The organism is Puniceibacterium sp. IMCC21224 (genome assembly GCF_001038505.1).
Taxonomy (GTDB): Bacteria; Pseudomonadota; Alphaproteobacteria; order Rhodobacterales; family Rhodobacteraceae; genus Puniceibacterium.
The window spans coordinates 3,647,761-3,665,615 of record NZ_LDPY01000001.1 but is presented as its reverse complement, the minus strand read 5'-3'; the positions used below and the strand labels follow the sequence as shown (position 1 = coordinate 3,665,615).

Sequence of the window (17,855 nt, the reverse complement as noted above, 5' to 3'; positions counted from 1 at the left end):
GTGTTAACCTTTCACTAACCACGCGGTGCCCAAGCTGCCCCGTCGCCAGAAACGGGGTCTGCATGGTCACACAAACCCATACCGTCGCGTTTGACGGGGTCGAGGCCCGCCCGGTCGAAGTGCAATGCGCTGTGACGCCCGGCTTGCCCTCGTTTTCGATCGTCGGCCTCCCGGACAAGGCCGTGTCCGAGGCCCGCGACCGTGTACGTAGTGCGCTGACGTCGATGGGCATCGCGTTGCCATCGTCGCGGATCACCGTGAACCTCGCCCCGGCCGACCTGCCCAAAGAGGGTTCGCATTTCGACCTCCCCATTGCACTGGCATTGCTGGCGGCGCTCGACGCGCTGCCCCGTGACGCGGTGGCCGAGGCGGTGTCGCTGGGAGAGTTGGGGTTGGACGGCACCCTGATGCCAGTGATCGGCGCGCTTCCCGCCGCCATGGCCGCAGCGCAAGAGGACAGGATGCTGCTCTGTCCGCGCGCCTCGGGTGCCGAGGCTGCCTGGGTCGACAGCTGCACTGTCATCGCGGCAAACACGTTGTTTGATATCGTGCGCCACTTCACCGGCGCCGCCCTGCTGTCGCCCTGCGTCGCGGGCGAGGTGCTTGCCACCCCAACCGACCGCGATCTGCGCGATGTCAAAGGTCAGGAACGCGCCAAACGCGCGCTTGAAATTGCCGCTGCGGGTCGCCATCACATGATGCTGATCGGAACGCCCGGCTCGGGTAAATCCATGCTTGCGGCATGCCTGCCGGGGCTCCTGCCACCGCTCACCTCTATCGAAGCGCTGGAAACCTCGATGATCCACTCGCTCGCCGGGTTGCTCAAGGATGGCGGAATCTCCAAGATCCGACCCTTTCGCGATCCTCACCACACTGCGTCAATGGCGGCCATTGTGGGCGGAGGCAAACGTGCCCGACCGGGCGAGGTGAGCCTTGCCCATAACGGTGTGCTCTTTCTGGACGAGTTTGCAGAGTTTCCCCGCACTGTGCTGGAAACCCTGCGCCAACCGATCGAATCGGGCGAGATCATGGTCGCCCGCGCCAATGCCCACATCCGCTATCCTTGCCGGTTCATGCTGATCGCGGCCGCAAACCCCTGCAAATGTGGCTATCTGTCCGACCCTGCGCGGGCCTGTTCACGTGCGCCGATCTGTGGCGAGGATTATCTGGGCCGGATCTCGGGCCCGCTGATGGATCGTTTCGATCTGCGGGTCGAAGTGCCGCCAGTGGCGTTTTCAGACCTCGATCTGCCCGCCTCGGGGGATAGTTCTGCCACAGTGGCTGCCCGTGTCTCGGCCGCACGGGCCGTGCAGTCCCACCGTTTTGAGGGGCATGCCGGGATGCGCACAAATGCCGACGCCACCGGACGCAAGCTTGACGAGATCGCACAGCTCGATAGTGAAAGCCGTGACCTGCTTGTACGGGCTGCCGAACGGCTCGGCCTTTCGGCGCGCGGCTATCACCGCGTGTTGCGCGTCGCCCGCACCATTGCCGATCTGGACAACGCCCCGGATATCGAACGCCCGCATGTGGCAGAGGCGCTCAGCTATCGGCTGATGTCGGCAAAAGACGCCTGACCTTCCGCCACAGCCAAGATCAGGTCTGGTCACGCTTAGCGTCAGAGCTCGCAACTATTTGATGATGGTTGCGGCGAGAGTGACAATGGAGAGGAAGACCTCTGCCCACCATCATCATCTGGGTGAAGACGTCCTTATAGCTCCATCGCTTCCACCGGTTGTACAGCGTCTTGTACGGGCCGTATTGCGTAAGCGCGATCCATCCCGATAGGATTGCGCGTGGACGCGTCCGTGGCGCGGACCCGGTGGCAGACGCAAGGGAAATCCGCAACGCAACGACGATGTCCGCGACAAGGACGTCCCGACATTCCATAATTCGCTGCGTGCGACGCTCTATCAAGCCAATCATCCTTATCACTTTTGTCCAAGATGTTCGAGTTTCCGATCAGATGGATGATGCGTGCGGCTTGGTGAAGTCCTGACGGCCGGCTGGGACAATTTCGACATGGATCGCGCTATCTGGGTCAAGCCTTCACGTCATACAAAGCAGAAGTAACTAGAAGACCTGCCCCTCTCAACGGACATTGTTGCATTGCTGATCGGGGTCAGGACTGACGCAGTCGATCACTCCCAGGTCTTTCCGGGCCGATCTGGAGACAAGCCGATCGTTGATCTCAAGGAGTTCTGGAAATCTGTCCTTTCCGAGGCTGGGATCACGATGCCGTTTCAAGCATCGCCCCCCCGGCGGCCCCATCAGATGAACTGGAACACATCAATCTCCAGGTCTGCGGCGGCGGTGCCCTCGATCAGAATCGTACTGCCCTGATACGAGATCAGGGCACCCCCTGTCACATCCGTGATGTCCAGCGCGTCGAACCTGTCCTGTGCGTCGGCTCCGGGTGCGGTCATGACACCGGCCACACTTAACATGTCGACGCCATGGTCGAAATCGGTGACCACATCGGCATCGTTTGATCTCTGGAAGTTGAACACAAAGGTGTCCGCACCTTCGCCCCCGGTCAGCGTATCATCCCCGCGTCCGCCGACCAGGATGTCATCGCCGTCCCCCCCGTCCAGCAGATCGTTCCGACCACCGCCATAAAGCAGGTCGTCATCCAGCCCGCCTTCGATCGTGTCGTTGCCCAGGCCCCCTCCGATCGTGTCACTGCCCGCGTCGCCACGCAGCAAATCCTGACCGGCGCCACCGCCGATGATGTCGTCGCCATCGCCGCCGTCGATCGTATCGGCGCCAATACCGCCCCCCAACGTGTCATTGCCGCTGCCGCCGGTCAAAGCATCGTCGCCCGTGCCGCCATTGATGTAATCATCGCCCGCATCGCCGTTGATCGTGTCGTCGCCATCCCCGCCTTTTAGCAGGTCATCCCCATCGCCGCCGTCAAGACTGTCCTGACCCGGGCCGCCGCCGATCGTGTCATTGCCGTCGCCGCCGCTGACAGTGTCATCGTCCATGCCGGCATGCAGGCTGTCGTTGCCCGAGCCGCCGCTGATCGAATCCTTGCCCGGGCCGCCGCCGATCGTGTCATTGCCGTCTTCGCCTGAAATATCGTCATCGCCGGTACTGCCCGAAATCCGGTCGTCGCCGGTGCCCCCCATCAGGGTGTCAGGCCCGCCAAGCCCGGCCAATGTGTCCTCACCCTCGCGGCCGTCGATGAACTCGGCCTCCGGGCTGCCCACGATCAGCTCGTTTTCGTTGACGTCGGTGATGCTCAGGCTCAGCGGCAGGCTTGCCTCGGGTCCGGTGCCAAGGGCGGGATCGTCGAGGATCACCTGCAGCGCCAGGCTGGCCTGGCTCTCAAAGTCGAGTGCGGCCCCGGCGACGAGGAACACCTCGGTGCCGACCAGTTCGAACAGGGCGGCATCGGCGCCGCCCAGGCTCAGATCATTGCGCCCGAGGGCATCGTCGCTGATCGCGACATCGGCGACCTTGATCCGGGCCGAGGTGTCGGCATCTTCGGCCAGGCTGCTCAGCACCGGGGTCACGCTCAGGCTTGGGGCCTCGTTGACGTCGGTGATGCTCAGGCTCAGCGGCAGGCTTGCCTCGGGTCCGGTGCCAAGGGCGGGATCGTCGAGGATCACCTGCAGCGCCAGGCTGGCCTGGCTCTCAAAGTCGAGTGCGGCCCCGGCGACGAGGAACACCTCGGTGCCGACCAGTTCGAACAGGGCGGCATCGGCGCCGCCCAGGCTCAGATCATTGCGCCCGAGGGCATCGTCGCTGATCGCGACATCGGCGACCTTGATCCGGGCCGAGGTGTCGGCATCTTCGGCCAGGCTGCTCAGCACCGGGGTCACGCTCAGGCTTGGGGCCTCGTTGACGTCGGTGATGCTCAGGCTCAGCGGCAGGCTTGCCTCGGGTCCGGTGCCAAGGGCGGGATCGTCGAGGATCACCTGCAGCGCCAGGCTGGCCTGGCTCTCAAAGTCGAGGGCGGCCCCGGCGACGAGGAACACCTCGGTGCCGACCAGTTCGAACAGGGCGGCATCGGCGCCGCCCAGGCTCAGATCATTGCGCCCGAGGGCATCGTCGCTGATCGCGACATCGGCGACCTTGATCCGGGCCGAGGTGTCGGCATCTTCGGCCAGGCTGCTCAGCACCGGGGTCACGCTCAGGCTTGGGGCCTCGTTGACGTCGGTGATGCTCAGGCTCAGCGGCAGGCTTGCCTCGGGTCCGGTGCCAAGGGCGGGATCGTCGAGGATCACCTGCAGCGCCAGGCTGGCCTGGCTCTCAAAGTCGAGGGCGGCCCCGGCGACGAGGAACACCTCGGTGCCGACCAGTTCGAACAGGGCGGCATCGGCGCCGCCCAGGCTCAGATCATTGCGCCCGAGGGCATCGTCGCTGATCGCGACATCGGCGACCTTGATCCGGGCCGAGGTGTCGGCATCTTCGGCCAGGCTGCTCAGCACCGGGGTCACGCTCAGGCTTGGGGCCTCGTTGACGTCGGTGATGCTCAGGCTCAGCGGCAGGCTTGCCTCGGGTCCGGTGCCAAGGGCGGGATCGTCGAGGATCACCTGCAGCGCCAGGCTGGCCTGGCTCTCAAAGTCGAGTGCGGCCCCGGCGACGAGGAACACCTCGGTGCCGACCAGTTCGAACAGGGCGGCATCGGCGCCGCCCAGGCTCAGATCATTGCGCCCGAGGGCATCGTCGCTGATCGCGACATCGGCGACCTTGATCCGGGCCGAGGTGTCGGCATCTTCGGCCAGGCTGCTCAGCACCGGGGTCACGCTCAGGCTTGGGGCCTCGTTGACGTCGGTGATGCTCAGGCTCAGCGGCAGGCTTGCCTCGGGTCCGGTGCCAAGGGCGGGATCGTCGAGGATCACCTGCAGCGCCAGGCTGGCCTGGCTCTCAAAGTCGAGTGCGGCCCCGGCGACGAGGAACACCTCGGTGCCGACCAGTTCGAACAGGGCGGCATCGGCGCCGCCCAGGCTCAGATCATTGCGCCCGAGGGCATCGTCGCTGATCGCGACATCGGCGATCTTGATCCGGGCCGAGGTGTCGGCATCTTCGGCCAGGCTGCTCAGCACCGGGGTCACGCTCAGGCTTGGGGCCTCGTTGACGTCGGTGATGCTCAGGCTCAGCGGCAGGCTTGCCTCGGGTCCGGTGCCAAGGGCGGGATCGTCGAGGATCACCTGCAGCGCCAGGCTGGCCTGGCTCTCAAAGTCGAGGGCGGCCCCGGCGACGAGGAACACCTCGGTGCCGACCAGTTCGAACAGGGCGGCATCGGCGCCGCCCAGGCTCAGATCATTGCGCCCGAGGGCATCGTCGCTGATCGCGACATCGGCGACCTTGATCCGGGCCGAGGTGTCGGCATCTTCGGCCAGGCTGCTCAGCACCGGGGTCACGCTCAGGCTTGGGGCCTCGTTGACGTCGGTGATGCTCAGGCTCAGCGGCAGGCTTGCCTCGGGTCCGGTGCCAAGGGCGGGATCGTCGAGGATCACCTGCAGCGCCAGGCTGGCCTGGCTCTCAAAGTCGAGTGCGGCCCCGGCGGCGAGGAACACCTCGGTGCCGACCAGTTCGAACAGGGCGGCATCGGCGCCGCCCAGGCTCAGATCATTGCGCCCGAGGGCATCGTCGCTGATCGCGACATCGGCGATCTTGATCCGGGCCGAGGTGTCGGCATCTTCGGCCAGGCTGCTCAGCACCGGGGTCACGCTCAGGCTTGGGGCCTCGTTGACGTCGGTGATGCTCAGGCTCAGCGGCAGGCTTGCCTCGGGTCCGGTGCCAAGGGCGGGATCGTCGAGGATCACCTGCAGCGCCAGGCTGGCCTGGCTCTCAAAGTCGAGGGCGGCCCCGGCGACGAGGAACACCTCGGTGCCGACCAGTTCGAACAGGGCGGCATCGGCGCCGCCCAGGCTCAGATCATTGCGCCCGAGGGCATCGTCGCTGATCGCGACATCGGCGACCTTGATCCGGGCCGAGGTGTCGGCATCTTCGGCCAGGCTGCTCAGCACCGGGGTCACGCTCAGGCTTGGGGCCTCGTTGACGTCGGTGATGCTCAGGCTCAGCGGCAGGCTTGCCTCGGGTCCGGTGCCAAGGGCGGGATCGTCGAGGATCACCTGCAGCGCCAGGCTGGCCTGGCTCTCAAAGTCGAGGGCGGCCCCGGCGACGAGGAACACCTCGGTGCCGACCAGTTCGAACAGGGCGGCATCGGCGCCGCCCAGGCTCAGATCATTGCGCCCGAGGGCATCGTCGCTGATCGCGACATCGGCGACCTTGATCCGGGCCGAGGTGTCGGCATCTTCGGCCAGGCTGCTCAGCACCGGGGTCACGCTCAGGCTTGGGGCCTCGTTGACGTCGGTGATGCTCAGGCTCAGCGGCAGGCTTGCCTCGGGTCCGGTGCCAAGGGCGGGATCGTCGAGGATCACCTGCAGCGCCAGGCTGGCCTGGCTCTCAAAGTCGAGTGCGGCCCCGGCGACGAGGAACACCTCGGTGCCGACCAGTTCGAACAGGGCGGCATCGGCGCCGCCCAGGCTCAGATCATTGCGCCCGAGGGCATCGTCGCTGATCGCGACATCGGCGATCTTGATCCGGGCCGAGGTGTCGGCATCTTCGGCCAGGCTGCTCAGCACCGGGGTCACGCTCAGGCTTGGGGCCTCGTTGACGTCGGTGATGCTCAGGCTCAGCGGCAGGCTTGCCTCGGGTCCGGTGCCAAGGGCGGGATCGTCGAGGATCACCTGCAGCGCCAGGCTGGCCTGGCTCTCAAAGTCGAGTGCGGCCCCGGCGACGAGGAACACCTCGGTGCCGACCAGTTCGAACAGGGCGGCATCGGCGCCGCCCAGGCTCAGATCATTGCGCCCGAGGGCATCGTCGCTGATCGCGACATCGGCGACCTTGATCCGGGCCGAGGTGTCGGCATCTTCGGCCAGGCTGCTCAGCACCGGGGTCACGCTCAGGCTTGGGGCCTCGTTGACGTCGGTGATGCTCAGGCTCAGCGGCAGGCTTGCCTCGGGTCCGGTGCCAAGGGCGGGATCGTCGAGGATCACCTGCAGCGCCAGGCTGGCCTGGCTCTCAAAGTCGAGTGCGGCCCCGGCGACGAGGAACACCTCGGTGCCGACCAGTTCGAACAGGGCGGCATCGGCGCCGCCCAGGCTCAGATCATTGCGCCCGAGGGCATCGTCGCTGATCGCGACATCGGCGACCTTGATCCGGGCCGAGGTGTCGGCATCTTCGGCCAGGCTGCTCAGCACCGGGGTCACGCTCAGGCTTGGGGCCTCGTTGACGTCGGTGATGCTCAGGCTCAGCGGCAGGCTTGCCTCGGGTCCGGTGCCAAGGGCGGGATCGTCGAGGATCACCTGCAGCGCCAGGCTGGCCTGGCTCTCAAAGTCGAGTGCGGCCCCGGCGACGAGGAACACCTCGGTGCCGACCAGTTCGAACAGGGCGGCATCGGCGCCGCCCAGGCTCAGATCATTGCGCCCGAGGGCATCGTCGCTGATCGCGACATCGGCGACCTTGATCCGGGCCGAGGTGTCGGCATCTTCGGCCAGGCTGCTCAGCACCGGGGTCACGCTCAGGCTTGGGGCCTCGTTGACGTCGGTGATGCTCAGGCTCAGCGGCAGGCTTGCCTCGGGTCCGGTGCCAAGGGCGGGATCGTCGAGGATCACCTGCAGCGCCAGGCTGGCCTGGCTCTCAAAGTCGAGTGCGGCCCCGGCGACGAGGAACACCTCGGTGCCGACCAGTTCGAACAGGGCGGCATCGGCGCCGCCCAGGCTCAGATCATTGCGCCCGAGGGCATCGTCGCTGATCGCGACATCGGCGATCTTGATCCGGGCCGAGGTGTCGGCATCTTCGGCCAGGCTGCTCAGCACCGGGGTCACGCTCAGGCTTGGGGCCTCGTTGACGTCGGTGATGCTCAGGCTCAGCGGCAGGCTTGCCTCGGGTCCGGTGCCAAGGGCGGGATCGTCGAGGATCACCTGCAGCGCCAGGCTGGCCTGGCTCTCAAAGTCGAGTGCGGCCCCGGCGGCGAGGAACACCTCGGTGCCGACCAGTTCGAACAGGGCGGCATCGGCGCCGCCCAGGCTCAGATCATTGCGCCCGAGGGCATCGTCGCTGATCGCGACATCGGCGACCTTGATCCGGGCCGAGGTGTCGGCATCTTCGGCCAGGCTGCTCAGCACCGGGGTCACGCTCAGGCTTGGGGCGTCATTCACCGGCGTGACATTGACCGTTACCACGGCCGTCGTGGACAGGCCGGCATCGCCGTCGGAGATGGACACCGCGACACTGCGGGTGGTCGCAACATCTTCGAGCGCGGTTTCATAGGTCAGGGCGCCGATCACCGTGGAGAGCAGGGCAGGGGTGGCATCGGCGGAGAGCAGGATCTGCAGATCCTGCCCGGCAACACCTGTCTGGCCTGCGACCAGAGTGCCGATCGTGACGCCACCGACCTGGACCGCAGCCCCGTCCGTCTGCGCGCCGGACAGGGTCACGCCGGCGCCAAAGCTCAGCGTTTCATCAGCCGTCCCGCCGCCCTGGAAGCTGGCGGTCAGGCGACCGCCGGGCAGGGTTGCGGAATCCAGATCGATCACCGAGGCGGCGGTGCCCTGATCCAGTACGCGCGGGCCGTCTGCTTCGGTATAGGCTAGCGTGTCGCCGGAGAGCTCCAGGATTTCCGGCCGGTTGAGCACATCGACCGTCACGCTGCCGCTGTCGGTGTTTGGCCCGGAGATCGCGAACGATCCATCACTGGCGGTCACCGTGACGGTGACATCCGCCGCATTGCCGGCGGTCGGTGTCACCGTCAGGGTGGCGAGCGTTGCGTTGACATCCGCGAGCGTGCCTGTAACCGAGACCGTCGTGCCGCCCGATCCGGAGAGCCCGGCGGTGCCTTGGGCCGTCATGTCCAGCGCTCCGCGTCCGGTGGGGATGCCGATTGTCACGGTCATAGTGGTGCTGTCGGCATCGGCCACGCTGATGCCGGTGATCGTGGTCGCCTGGCTGTCGGGTGCCGGGATCACCGCCACCGGAAGGGTCAGCACCGGGGGGGCATCGACGGCGACAGAGAAGCTGGCAATCGCGGATGTTCCTGCCGCAGTCCCGGCGGGCGCATCGCGCAGCGTGGTGTCAAAGTCGTGGCTGCCAGGATCGGTGGAGCGGTAGGTCAGCGTTTGTAGAAAACTGCCCAGTCGGGCCTGAGTCGCGCCTGCGGACAGGGTAATCTCAAGATCGTTGCTGCCCTGACCGTCTGATGCCACGGTCCCGATGGCGACGCCATCGACCGTGATCGTCTGGCCTGCGGCAAAGGTCTGATCGCCCCCCGACAGGACGGTGCCCGATGTCGAAAAGTCGCCCGACAGCGCCGTCGTGCGCGCGATGACCAGCGCGCCGCCGTCGAAATCGGCATCATCGGCATCGGTGATTACCGCATTGCCCAGCACAGCAACCGCCGCCGCGGCATCAAAGGCCAGAGTGATCGCATCGCCGTCGAGCCCGTTAATGGTCGGCGCATTGGGCGACACCTGGACCGCAAAGGTCGCCGTCACCGCCGAGATGCCGCCATCGGCCGAGCCATCGCCATCATCAAGTGTCAGCTGGAAATTCCGCGTCTCGACAGCCGTGGGGATGTCATAGGTCAGCGATTGCAGAAAGGTTTCGAGCAGGGCAGGCGTCGCGGTCGCGGCAAGATCGACCTGAAGCGCCGCGCCCGCGGCTCCGGTGCCAGAAACAAGGCCGATCGCCGTGCCGCCGACCGAAACGGTTTCCCCCGCCGCAAGGACGGAATCCCCCCCCGAGGTGACGCCGACCCCCAGACCGAAGGTGCCGTTGGCCACCCCGCCGGTCTGTGCGATGCGCACGAAGCCGCCGTCGAAATCGGCGGAATCGATATCCGTCACGGTGGCGTCTGCCAGACCTGTCAGGGCCTGCGCCCCCGCACCGGATTGAATGACCGTCGAGACATCGCCGGAAATGCCGCTCTCGACCGGGGCATCGTTGACCGGGGTCACCGTGGTCGTGACCGTCGCGGTCGATGTCCAGACCCCGTCACCGGCGGTATAGGTAAAGCTGGCCGCGCCACTGGTGTCAGAGGTGGGGGAAAACACCACATTGCTGCCCACGATCTGCACCGTGCCACCGACTGCCGCCTGGACAGAGGTGATCGTCACGCCATCCCCGAAATTGGCATCGTTGGACAGAAGATCCGCAAAAGAGACGATCAGATCGTTGTCTTCGCGCGTGCTGGCCGAGTCGTCGAACGAAATGCCGTCATCGATGATCTCGACCGAAAACGACACCTCGTCGCTGACCTGACCATCGGCATCGGTCACTGTGAGGGACAGGCCCGTAGTCCCTGTCGGAACCGTCGCGGTGGATTGATATTGCAGCGCCTCGATCAGCGCCTCGACCGCCGTTCCCACGGCGCCGCCGCCCGAAAAGGCGATTTCCAGATCGGCGCCGTTTGTACCGTCCTGAACGATTGTGCCGAACACGGTGCCATAATTAAAACTGACATTTGCGCCCGATACCTGGATGCCGGCAGGGACGCCGGAGCTGAGGATCGACAACTGGTCCGTCACCGCCCCGCGCACCGCCTGATAGCTCAGCAGCAGGCTGCCGCCATCAAAGCCGGACATATCCGCATCCGACAGATCGACCGCCGCGTCCAGCACCACGGGCCCGGCGATCAGCGCCGAGGCTAGCGGGGTCACCGGCGTGTCGATGTCGCCGATCACCGGCGGTTGCAGCGTGGGGCCGCCAGTGATCTGGAGCGTCTGCAGCACAACCGCCGATTCACCGCCGTTGCCATCGGTGACGCTATAGGTGATGTCGCGTTCGGGTCGCGGCGTGGCCGAGGAATTGAGGTAGGCCACCTGCAGGCCAAGCGCGTTGACCGCCGCGTCCGACACAGTGCCCGACAGCGCCACGACCAGATCGTTGCCCGCCGTGCCGCCCGAAACCGTGCCGATCACCGAACTGGCAAAGCTGACCTGGTCGCCCGCAACGGTGATGCCATTGCCGTCGATGATGGAGAAATTATCCTCGGTGGTTGTGGTCCGCGCCGACACCCGGAATTCGCCCCCGGCAAAATTGGTGGTGTCGGGATCGGTGACGGAAAAGCTGGCGTTGAAGGTCGCAGGCGTCACCGGCACGCCGCCCGAATAATCCAGCCCGATCGTGGCGGTGACGCCCGACAGGACCGGATCATCCTCGACGGCCTCGACCTCGACCGTGAAGGTTTCGGTGGGTTCCACGGTCAATGCGGCATCCGTCAGGACAAGCTCGACGGTGCGGGTGCCTTCGGTCGGGATATCGCCTTCACTGTTGGTGTATTGCAGCGTCTGAACAACTTTTTCGACTTCATCCGCTGTGGGACGGCGGGAAAACCCCACAAAGTCGCCGGAATTGAAAAAGGTGCCGTCGGTGGTTTCGAACGTGATGGTCAGGGACCGCGTTCCGTCACCCGTAACGGTTCCGATACGGACATACCCACCCGGCGCAATGCTCTCGCGAAGAACAAGCGTTCCGGTGGTTGAAATAAGGACGTCACCGTCAGAAACACCGGTCGTGGAACTTGGGAATGTCAGGCCATCGCTGGCCGCGTCCCCGGTCATGGTGATGTCCAGTGTCCCGCCGGCATAGACCGTCTGGTCGCCATCCGCGCCATCGGCGGTGAATTGCTGCAGATCGTCGATCAGCACATCGCCCAGATCTTCGACATAGGTCACCGCCCGGTCGATCGTCGGCGGCGTGATCGTTTCGACCTTGATCGCCACGGTTTGCGCCACGGATGTCGCGCCATCTCCGTCCGCGATCGTGATGCTGATCTCGCGGGTCGTTTCGGGCGCACTGGCGGTGTTGCGATAGCGCAAGGCTTCGATCAGCTGTTCCACAACCGCAGGCGTGGCATTGGCCGAGGTGAAATCGACGCTCAGCGCAATGCCGTCAACGCCGTCCGAAGCGATGGTGCCGATCACGCCCCCGGAGAACGACAGATCGGTGCCCGAGATCGAGAACGGCCCGGAGACATCAAAGCTCAGTTCCTCGCCCAGGGTCGAGGCGCCGGGGCGGAAGTCAGAAAAGGTGATGTTCAGGCTGCCGCCGTCAAAATCGGCGGAATCGACGTCGCTCAGCGTGACATCGGCATCGACAACCTGCGGCGTCGTGCCCACCACGGTCGGATCGAAGGTGACAGAGGTCACGACATCCGCCAGGACCGGTGCGGCATTGCCGTCGGTGATAGTGACCGTGATGGTATCCGGATCAGATGCCCCGGGACCGCCGTCGACGGTGCCCGACAGCTGAATCTCCAGCGCCCGCATGCCGGGTGTCGCTGCCGGATTGGAAAAGCGCAGCGCATCGAGCAGAATCTGCACCCGATCCGTGTCGGCATTGGCCCCCAGGGTAATCGTCAGATCGGCGCCCGCCTGCCCGTTTTCCGTCCCGTCGATGGTGCCGAGCAGAAAACGGCTGGGCCCACTCACCGTAATATAGACATCCGTCAGCCCGGTGGTGCCGTTGACCTCGGTGTCGATGCCGGTCTCGAAACCGGCCCCGCCGTCATCGGCCAGGGTGTTGACCACCTGCAGCAGATCACCCGCATCGCTGCCGCCCGTGCCATAACGCACGGTCAGGTCGAAACCGTTCAGTGATTGCGCCGGGCCGTCCGGATCGGTGATCAGATAATCCGCCGCGAAATCCAGCGGATCGGTGGCCAGTTCCGTATCGGTGACGCTGCGATCCGCCGATCCTCCGGCATCGCCCGCCAGTTCCAGTTGCGGCGCATCATCGACCGGCGTGACGGTGATCGCCACCGTGCCGGTGGTCGAGGTGCCGTCCTTGTCCGAGGCCACGACGCGCAGGGTGATGTCCTCGGACGAATTCTGCGGCGGATCCAGGAACAGACTGGACACGCGGGCATTCACATCCGCAGCCGACCCGACGATTGTCAGCGATCCCGACCCGTTGCCGGTGACGGTCCCCGGCCCGCCGGACGTCACATGCAGCGTCGCCTCTGCTGTCAGGACCAGCGTGACGGTATCGCCTTCCAGGTCAGAGACGGTAATGCCGCCAATCACGTCTCCCCTGTCTTCATTCAATGTCACCGCCCCGGGCAGCGTCAGGACGGGGTCGGCATTGGCGACCGCGTCGGTGACGGTGAAATCGGCGGTGATCTGGGTCTGTGTGGTGCCGACTGCCGACCAGTTGCCGGCAATGGCCAGGGCGGCTAGCAGCTCTGCCTTGGTACCGGTTGTCGGCCCCGTATACAGTACCGAATCGACGCTGGTTGCACTGCCACCAAGGGCAATGGCTGTCTTACCCTCGGTCAGCCCCAGAGGAACACCGGACTGGTTGACCGAAGAGGTATCGCCCTCGCGGCCATCGCCGGTGCCCTGAAAGGTGTCGCGATAAGTGCTGGCGGCATAGATAAAGTTCGGATCCGGGATCTCGGAATCCACGATATCACCCTGGAATGCGATCAGCTGATCGCCACCGATGCGCAGATCCAACGGTTGATTGGTCCCGCCGATGCCCAGGACAAACGGTTGCGAGAATTCCGCCGCGTCTGCGGTAAAGTTGATGACGGTCCCGGCGGCATAGTCGGACGCCGCCGTCCAGAGCAGCGTGCCGTCAGCAGAATTTGTATTGTCGAACGATTTTGTTCCGTCCCTCGTGCCGGTATCGGTAAAGTAGATCTCGGTGCCCGCAGTCACGCCCGAAAGCAGCACAAAGGAAAAATCCGCCCCCTCGCCGGTGGTGTTGAATCCAAGTATCGCCAATCCACCCGGTGCGAGTTTTGTCATGAGGTTTCCTTTTAGAAAATAAACTGAATTCAGGGTCGTCGGTACACGAGGCCGCAGCCTCGAACGCGGAATATCCGCTACATGCTGGGTGGAATATGCCCGATGTGTCAGAAAGATGCGACGAAATTCGGAACCAAATTTTTCGCATGTTCCGGCGTCTGTCCTGCGTCTCGCAGATCAGGCCATGCGGTGACGGTCACAGTGCGTCGGCCCGGCGGATCGTCAGGCCAGTGGTTGTGGCGGCGGCCCCCAGGCCGAAATGTACGCGCGGCATCGAACGACATAAAACCGCCCAAGCACGATCTCGCGGCTCAACACACGACCCGTGGCATCGGTCAGCCGTAAGGAAATCATGGAAACCCTGCGCGGTTTGTCCGACCGGCACGAAATCCCGGTGATCCTCGTTGGCATGAGGCGACTGCGGGACAGCCTGCGCCGGTTTCCCCAGATTGAAAGCCGCGCTCCGCGCAAGGTGCGGTTCCTGCCTGCGTCGATCGAGGACACCAAGGCACTCATTGCTGGACGTTGTGAAGTCCCTGTGGCGGACGATCTGGCGCGGTTTGTGTGCAAGGTCAGCCGAGGCTTCAACCGGGAAATCCTTGAGGCCATCGCTCATAGCGAGCGGTTTGGTCTCAGGTCCGACTTTGTGCCAGACGGCGTAACGCTTGCCGACATGCAGGGCCAGATTGTCATGAGCGACCGTAATTCCGGCAATGCCATCGTGGTACCGGAGGCGGCGTGATGTCGGAGGCCGCTCCCAATATCAGCAAGGCCACGCGGCTGCTGCGTCAGTTTTCTGCCGCATCGGTGCGCGGCACGGCGGACCTGGCCGAGCCCCTGGGCATCACCACCAAGTCAGTATCTGACACTGCTGCAGCCCTGGTCCGCCGTGGATATCTGGTTCGCAACAAGCCGGGCGAGTATCAGCTTAGTCTTCACGGGCGCGAGGCGCTGGACAGCAACAGGGTCATCACCTCCGGGCCGAACGGGCCGCTGAAGTCCACCCGCAAACACCGAAACAGCTTTCGTGCCCGTGCGTGGCGCGCAATGCGTGTCCGGCGGGTCGGGCACCGGCTTCCAGTTTTTCATGGAGACCTATCTTCCGCACTACGTAAAGGGCGAACACAGCCTGTTTCACCAGCACGCCTTTGCCCGTGTGCCTGAGATCCTTGCCAGCGACAGAGGTGTGCGGGATCAGTTCATCGCGCCGCGTGGCTCGTCAAAATCGACCCACCTCAGCCTGGGGTTCGCGCTCTATTGCAACGTGACAGGCCGCAAGAAGTACACGTGACGCTGACCGTCGCCATTGCTTCAGACGCGAAAACCAAGCAACAGACGAGAGAACCAAGCAACTGCAGGTCTACTGGGTTCCAACCGGCGAGCCGTTGGACCGGGATCTGCACGCGGTTAGGGAGGTATTCCCGGTCACACAGGGCGCACCTTCGTCCTCCGCGACGGCGACACCACGATGGTCAACCTGATCTCAAACGGCTCGCTCGACGACGGCACCGGTTGGGCGGCGACGGGCTGGACCTTTTCCGCTGGGGTTGCAAGCCTGGCCGCTGGGGTCAACGGCTATCGCAGCCAGACACCGTCGCTGGTTGAGGGTGCGACCTATCGGTTCGCCTAACCGGTAATATGTCCACCTGAGCGCGATCGAATACGCAGCACCTGTGCGCGAGTTGAAGGTCGCGACCAACTATGGCGCGGATGGCCGCTATGACGGTGAAACATTTACCGACCCGACCGGCGTGATCTGGCCGTGATGCCACTTCTTCTCTGGATCTGGCATCTCGATACGCGCCTTACCGAGATCGTCCTGGGCAGCGCGACGTTTGCCAGGGGGACCACCCTGGCACTGCCGGGCGGCATGATGGCGGGAGAATCTTATCGTGGTTTCACCTTCCTGCCCGAAGCGGTCTGGGCGGTTGTGTTCGCCGTCTTCGGCCTTGCGCAGCTCGGCGCGGTGGTGATCAACGGTCGCTGGCGCGCTCCCCGGAAATCCGGGCGACAGGAGCGCTGTTCGGGGTCTGGTCCTTTGGGGCTCTCACAGGGGGATTTGCGGCTTCAAGTGGTCTGAGCCTGGCGTCGGGCCTCTACGGGATACTGACCCTCTGGTCTGCCTATTGCCTGATCAATATCTCCAGCAAGACGGCAAAGCGCACTGATGATTGAGTTACTAAAGGATACGTTATCCCCGGAGCTGGTTGTGGCGTTCGGCTCAGCATTGGCCGCAGTCATTACGGCTCTGCTTGTGAGGGGAAAGGCGAATTCCACACCCTCGGCCGCGAGTATCGTGCAGCAGGCTATCCGACCGGAAACCGAAGCCGAGATCCGCGCGGCCGACGCCTTGGAGAAGATCGCAGCATCGATCACAAAGATGGCGAAGAGCGTTGATCGGATCGATCGCCAGACGTTTGTGCTGGTCGATCGTGGCAACAGAAGTCGCTGAGGCGTCAGGAAATGGAGGCGGTTGGCATTTTCCTGACGCCTCAGTTCAGAATTTTTGTCCAGAAGGTCATATCATTCCGTCCAGAAGCTGAGGGCGCGCCACAACACTACGGTAGATACATCATAGCGCTGCTGTTGGTAGCGTCCGAGACGGACGCACTCGGACGCTCGGACGGGCCCCGTGTAAATTCTAGGAAAATTGTTTATTTATAAAGATTTAATGGTGAGCCCGTCGGGATCCGAACCCGAGACCTACTGATTAAAAGTCTTACGGTCCGCGCTTCTACAGATTTCTTGGATTTTCTGTTCAGTACTTTAAATATCTGAAAATATGTAAAAATCTCAGGTCCACCTCCTCGACGTCAACTTTTCCTACTATCATTTTCTGCGTCTGAAGCTTACCCTGTGCTTACCCAAGTCTGACAGGTAAGCAAAAGATGCCCAAGCAACGTCTATCCAAGTCAGTCATCGACAAGATACCAAACCCGAAAGTCGAGACAGTCTTTTGGGACGCATCGCTCCCCGGCTTCGGCGTCCGAGTGAAGCCAAACGGTTCCAAATCGTACCTCGTCCAGTACAGGGTCCGAAGCTCCGGGCAATCCCGGCGAAAGACAATAGGTCAGCACGGACCATTGATGTCGTTTGCCCAAGCGAGAGCGATCGCAACAGGTTTGCTCTCGGACGTGGTTCGAGGTGCTGACCCGGTCGCCGAAGCCAAGGAGGTCCGCAATGCGCCAACGATGCAGGATCTCTGCCATCAGTACCTCGAAGTACACGCCGTGCCAAAGAAGCGACCCAAAAGCGTCGCCAATGACCGCTCCATGCTCGATCGCCTGATCCTGCCTAAATTCGCCTCGAAAAAGGTGACCGACGTCCGGCACAAGGATATTCAGGCCTTCCACAATTCCCTGAGTGCCACACCCTATCAGTCCAATCGCGCGCTCTCATTGTTGTCCAAGATGTTCGAACTGTCGATCAGATGGGGGATGCGATCTGACAATCCCGCAAAGGGTGTCGGAAAGTTCCACGAGGAAAAGCGGCATCGCTGGCTCGGAGAAGGCGAATTGACTCGTCTGAGTGTTGCTCTGGAAAAGCATCCCAACCGGACCGCGGCCAATGCGATCCGCCTGCAACTGCTGACCGGCGCGCGGATTGGCGAAGTCCTGACGGCCCATTGGGAGAACTTCGATCTGGAGCGGGGTGTTTGGACCAAGCCGTCGCATCATACAAAGCAAAAGCGGACCGAACACCTCCCGTTGTCAAAGGCCGCGGTGGCGTTGCTGAAAGCGATCAGGCAAAGCAGTGCTGCCGAAGATATCGTGTTTCCGGGCCGATCCGCTGACAAACCGATCGTTGACCTCAAGAAGTTCTGGCGGTCCCTGCTGACCATGGCCGACATCACCGACTACCGCATCCACGACAACCGGCACACCCACGCGTCGCAGCTTGTATCCAGAGGGATGAGTCTGGCAATCGTTGGCCGTCTGCTCGGTCACACCAATCCGATGACGACACAGCGCTACGCACACATCGCAGATCATCCGCTGAGAGATGCAGCGGAGATAATGGCCGAAAAATTGAGTTCTCGAGGCTCAAATATTGATTGATGCGTCAACTTACAATTAACCGACTGCCCGC

At 63.7% G+C, this 17,855-nt stretch carries 8 protein-coding genes and 1 pseudogene; 7 read left to right on the top strand and 2 right to left on the bottom strand.

Going from position 1 to position 17,855, the window contains the following annotated elements; genetic code table 11:
- Positions 1 to 62 precede the first annotated feature (62 nt).
- Positions 63 to 1,577 carry a YifB family Mg chelatase-like AAA ATPase gene (locus IMCC21224_RS17045; RefSeq protein WP_047996355.1) on the top strand — a complete coding sequence of 505 codons (1,515 nt, stop codon included), beginning with the start codon at positions 63 to 65 and terminating at the stop codon, positions 1,575 to 1,577.
- Between the two features lie 112 nt (positions 1,578 to 1,689).
- On the opposite strand, the pseudogene IMCC21224_RS28970 reads toward IMCC21224_RS17045, so the two are convergent.
- Positions 1,690 to 1,809, bottom strand: a pseudogene (locus IMCC21224_RS28970) (IS5/IS1182 family transposase); the annotation flags it as partial.
- Positions 1,810 to 2,270: 461 nt separating this feature from the next.
- Positions 2,271 to 13,766, bottom strand: a complete 11,496-nt coding sequence (locus IMCC21224_RS17035) for a cadherin-like domain-containing protein (RefSeq protein WP_047996353.1) — start codon at positions 13,764 to 13,766, stop codon at positions 2,271 to 2,273.
- 325 nt (positions 13,767 to 14,091) lie between these two features.
- Between IMCC21224_RS17035 and IMCC21224_RS17030 the strand changes: the two genes are divergently transcribed.
- The 6 genes from IMCC21224_RS17030 (at position 14,092) to IMCC21224_RS17005 (ending at position 17,824) form a co-directional block, all read left to right on the top strand.
- On the top strand, positions 14,092 to 14,508 hold the full coding sequence (locus IMCC21224_RS17030; protein WP_156178321.1) for a TniB family NTP-binding protein: 417 nt from the start codon (positions 14,092 to 14,094) through the stop codon (positions 14,506 to 14,508).
- A gap of 285 nt (positions 14,509 to 14,793) precedes the next feature.
- Positions 14,794 to 15,057 (top strand): hypothetical protein, encoded by a 264-nt coding sequence (locus IMCC21224_RS17025; protein WP_047996352.1) that lies wholly within the window; start codon positions 14,794 to 14,796, stop codon positions 15,055 to 15,057.
- Positions 15,058 to 15,234: 177 nt separating this feature from the next.
- Positions 15,235 to 15,396, top strand: coding sequence for a hypothetical protein (locus tag IMCC21224_RS27915; protein WP_156178320.1), 162 nt, complete (start codon positions 15,235 to 15,237; stop codon positions 15,394 to 15,396).
- A 135-nt stretch (positions 15,397 to 15,531) separates the two neighbouring features.
- Positions 15,532 to 15,846, top strand: a complete 315-nt coding sequence (locus IMCC21224_RS17020) for a hypothetical protein (RefSeq protein ID WP_047996351.1) — start codon at positions 15,532 to 15,534, stop codon at positions 15,844 to 15,846.
- Between the two features lie 87 nt (positions 15,847 to 15,933).
- Positions 15,934 to 16,218: a hypothetical protein gene (locus IMCC21224_RS17015; RefSeq protein ID WP_047996350.1), complete on the top strand. Its 285-nt coding sequence runs from the start codon at positions 15,934 to 15,936 to the stop codon at positions 16,216 to 16,218.
- Positions 16,219 to 16,654: 436 nt separating this feature from the next.
- On the top strand, positions 16,655 to 17,824 hold the full coding sequence (locus tag IMCC21224_RS17005; RefSeq protein ID WP_047996348.1) for a site-specific integrase: 1,170 nt from the start codon (positions 16,655 to 16,657) through the stop codon (positions 17,822 to 17,824).
- Positions 17,825 to 17,855 lie beyond the last annotated feature (31 nt).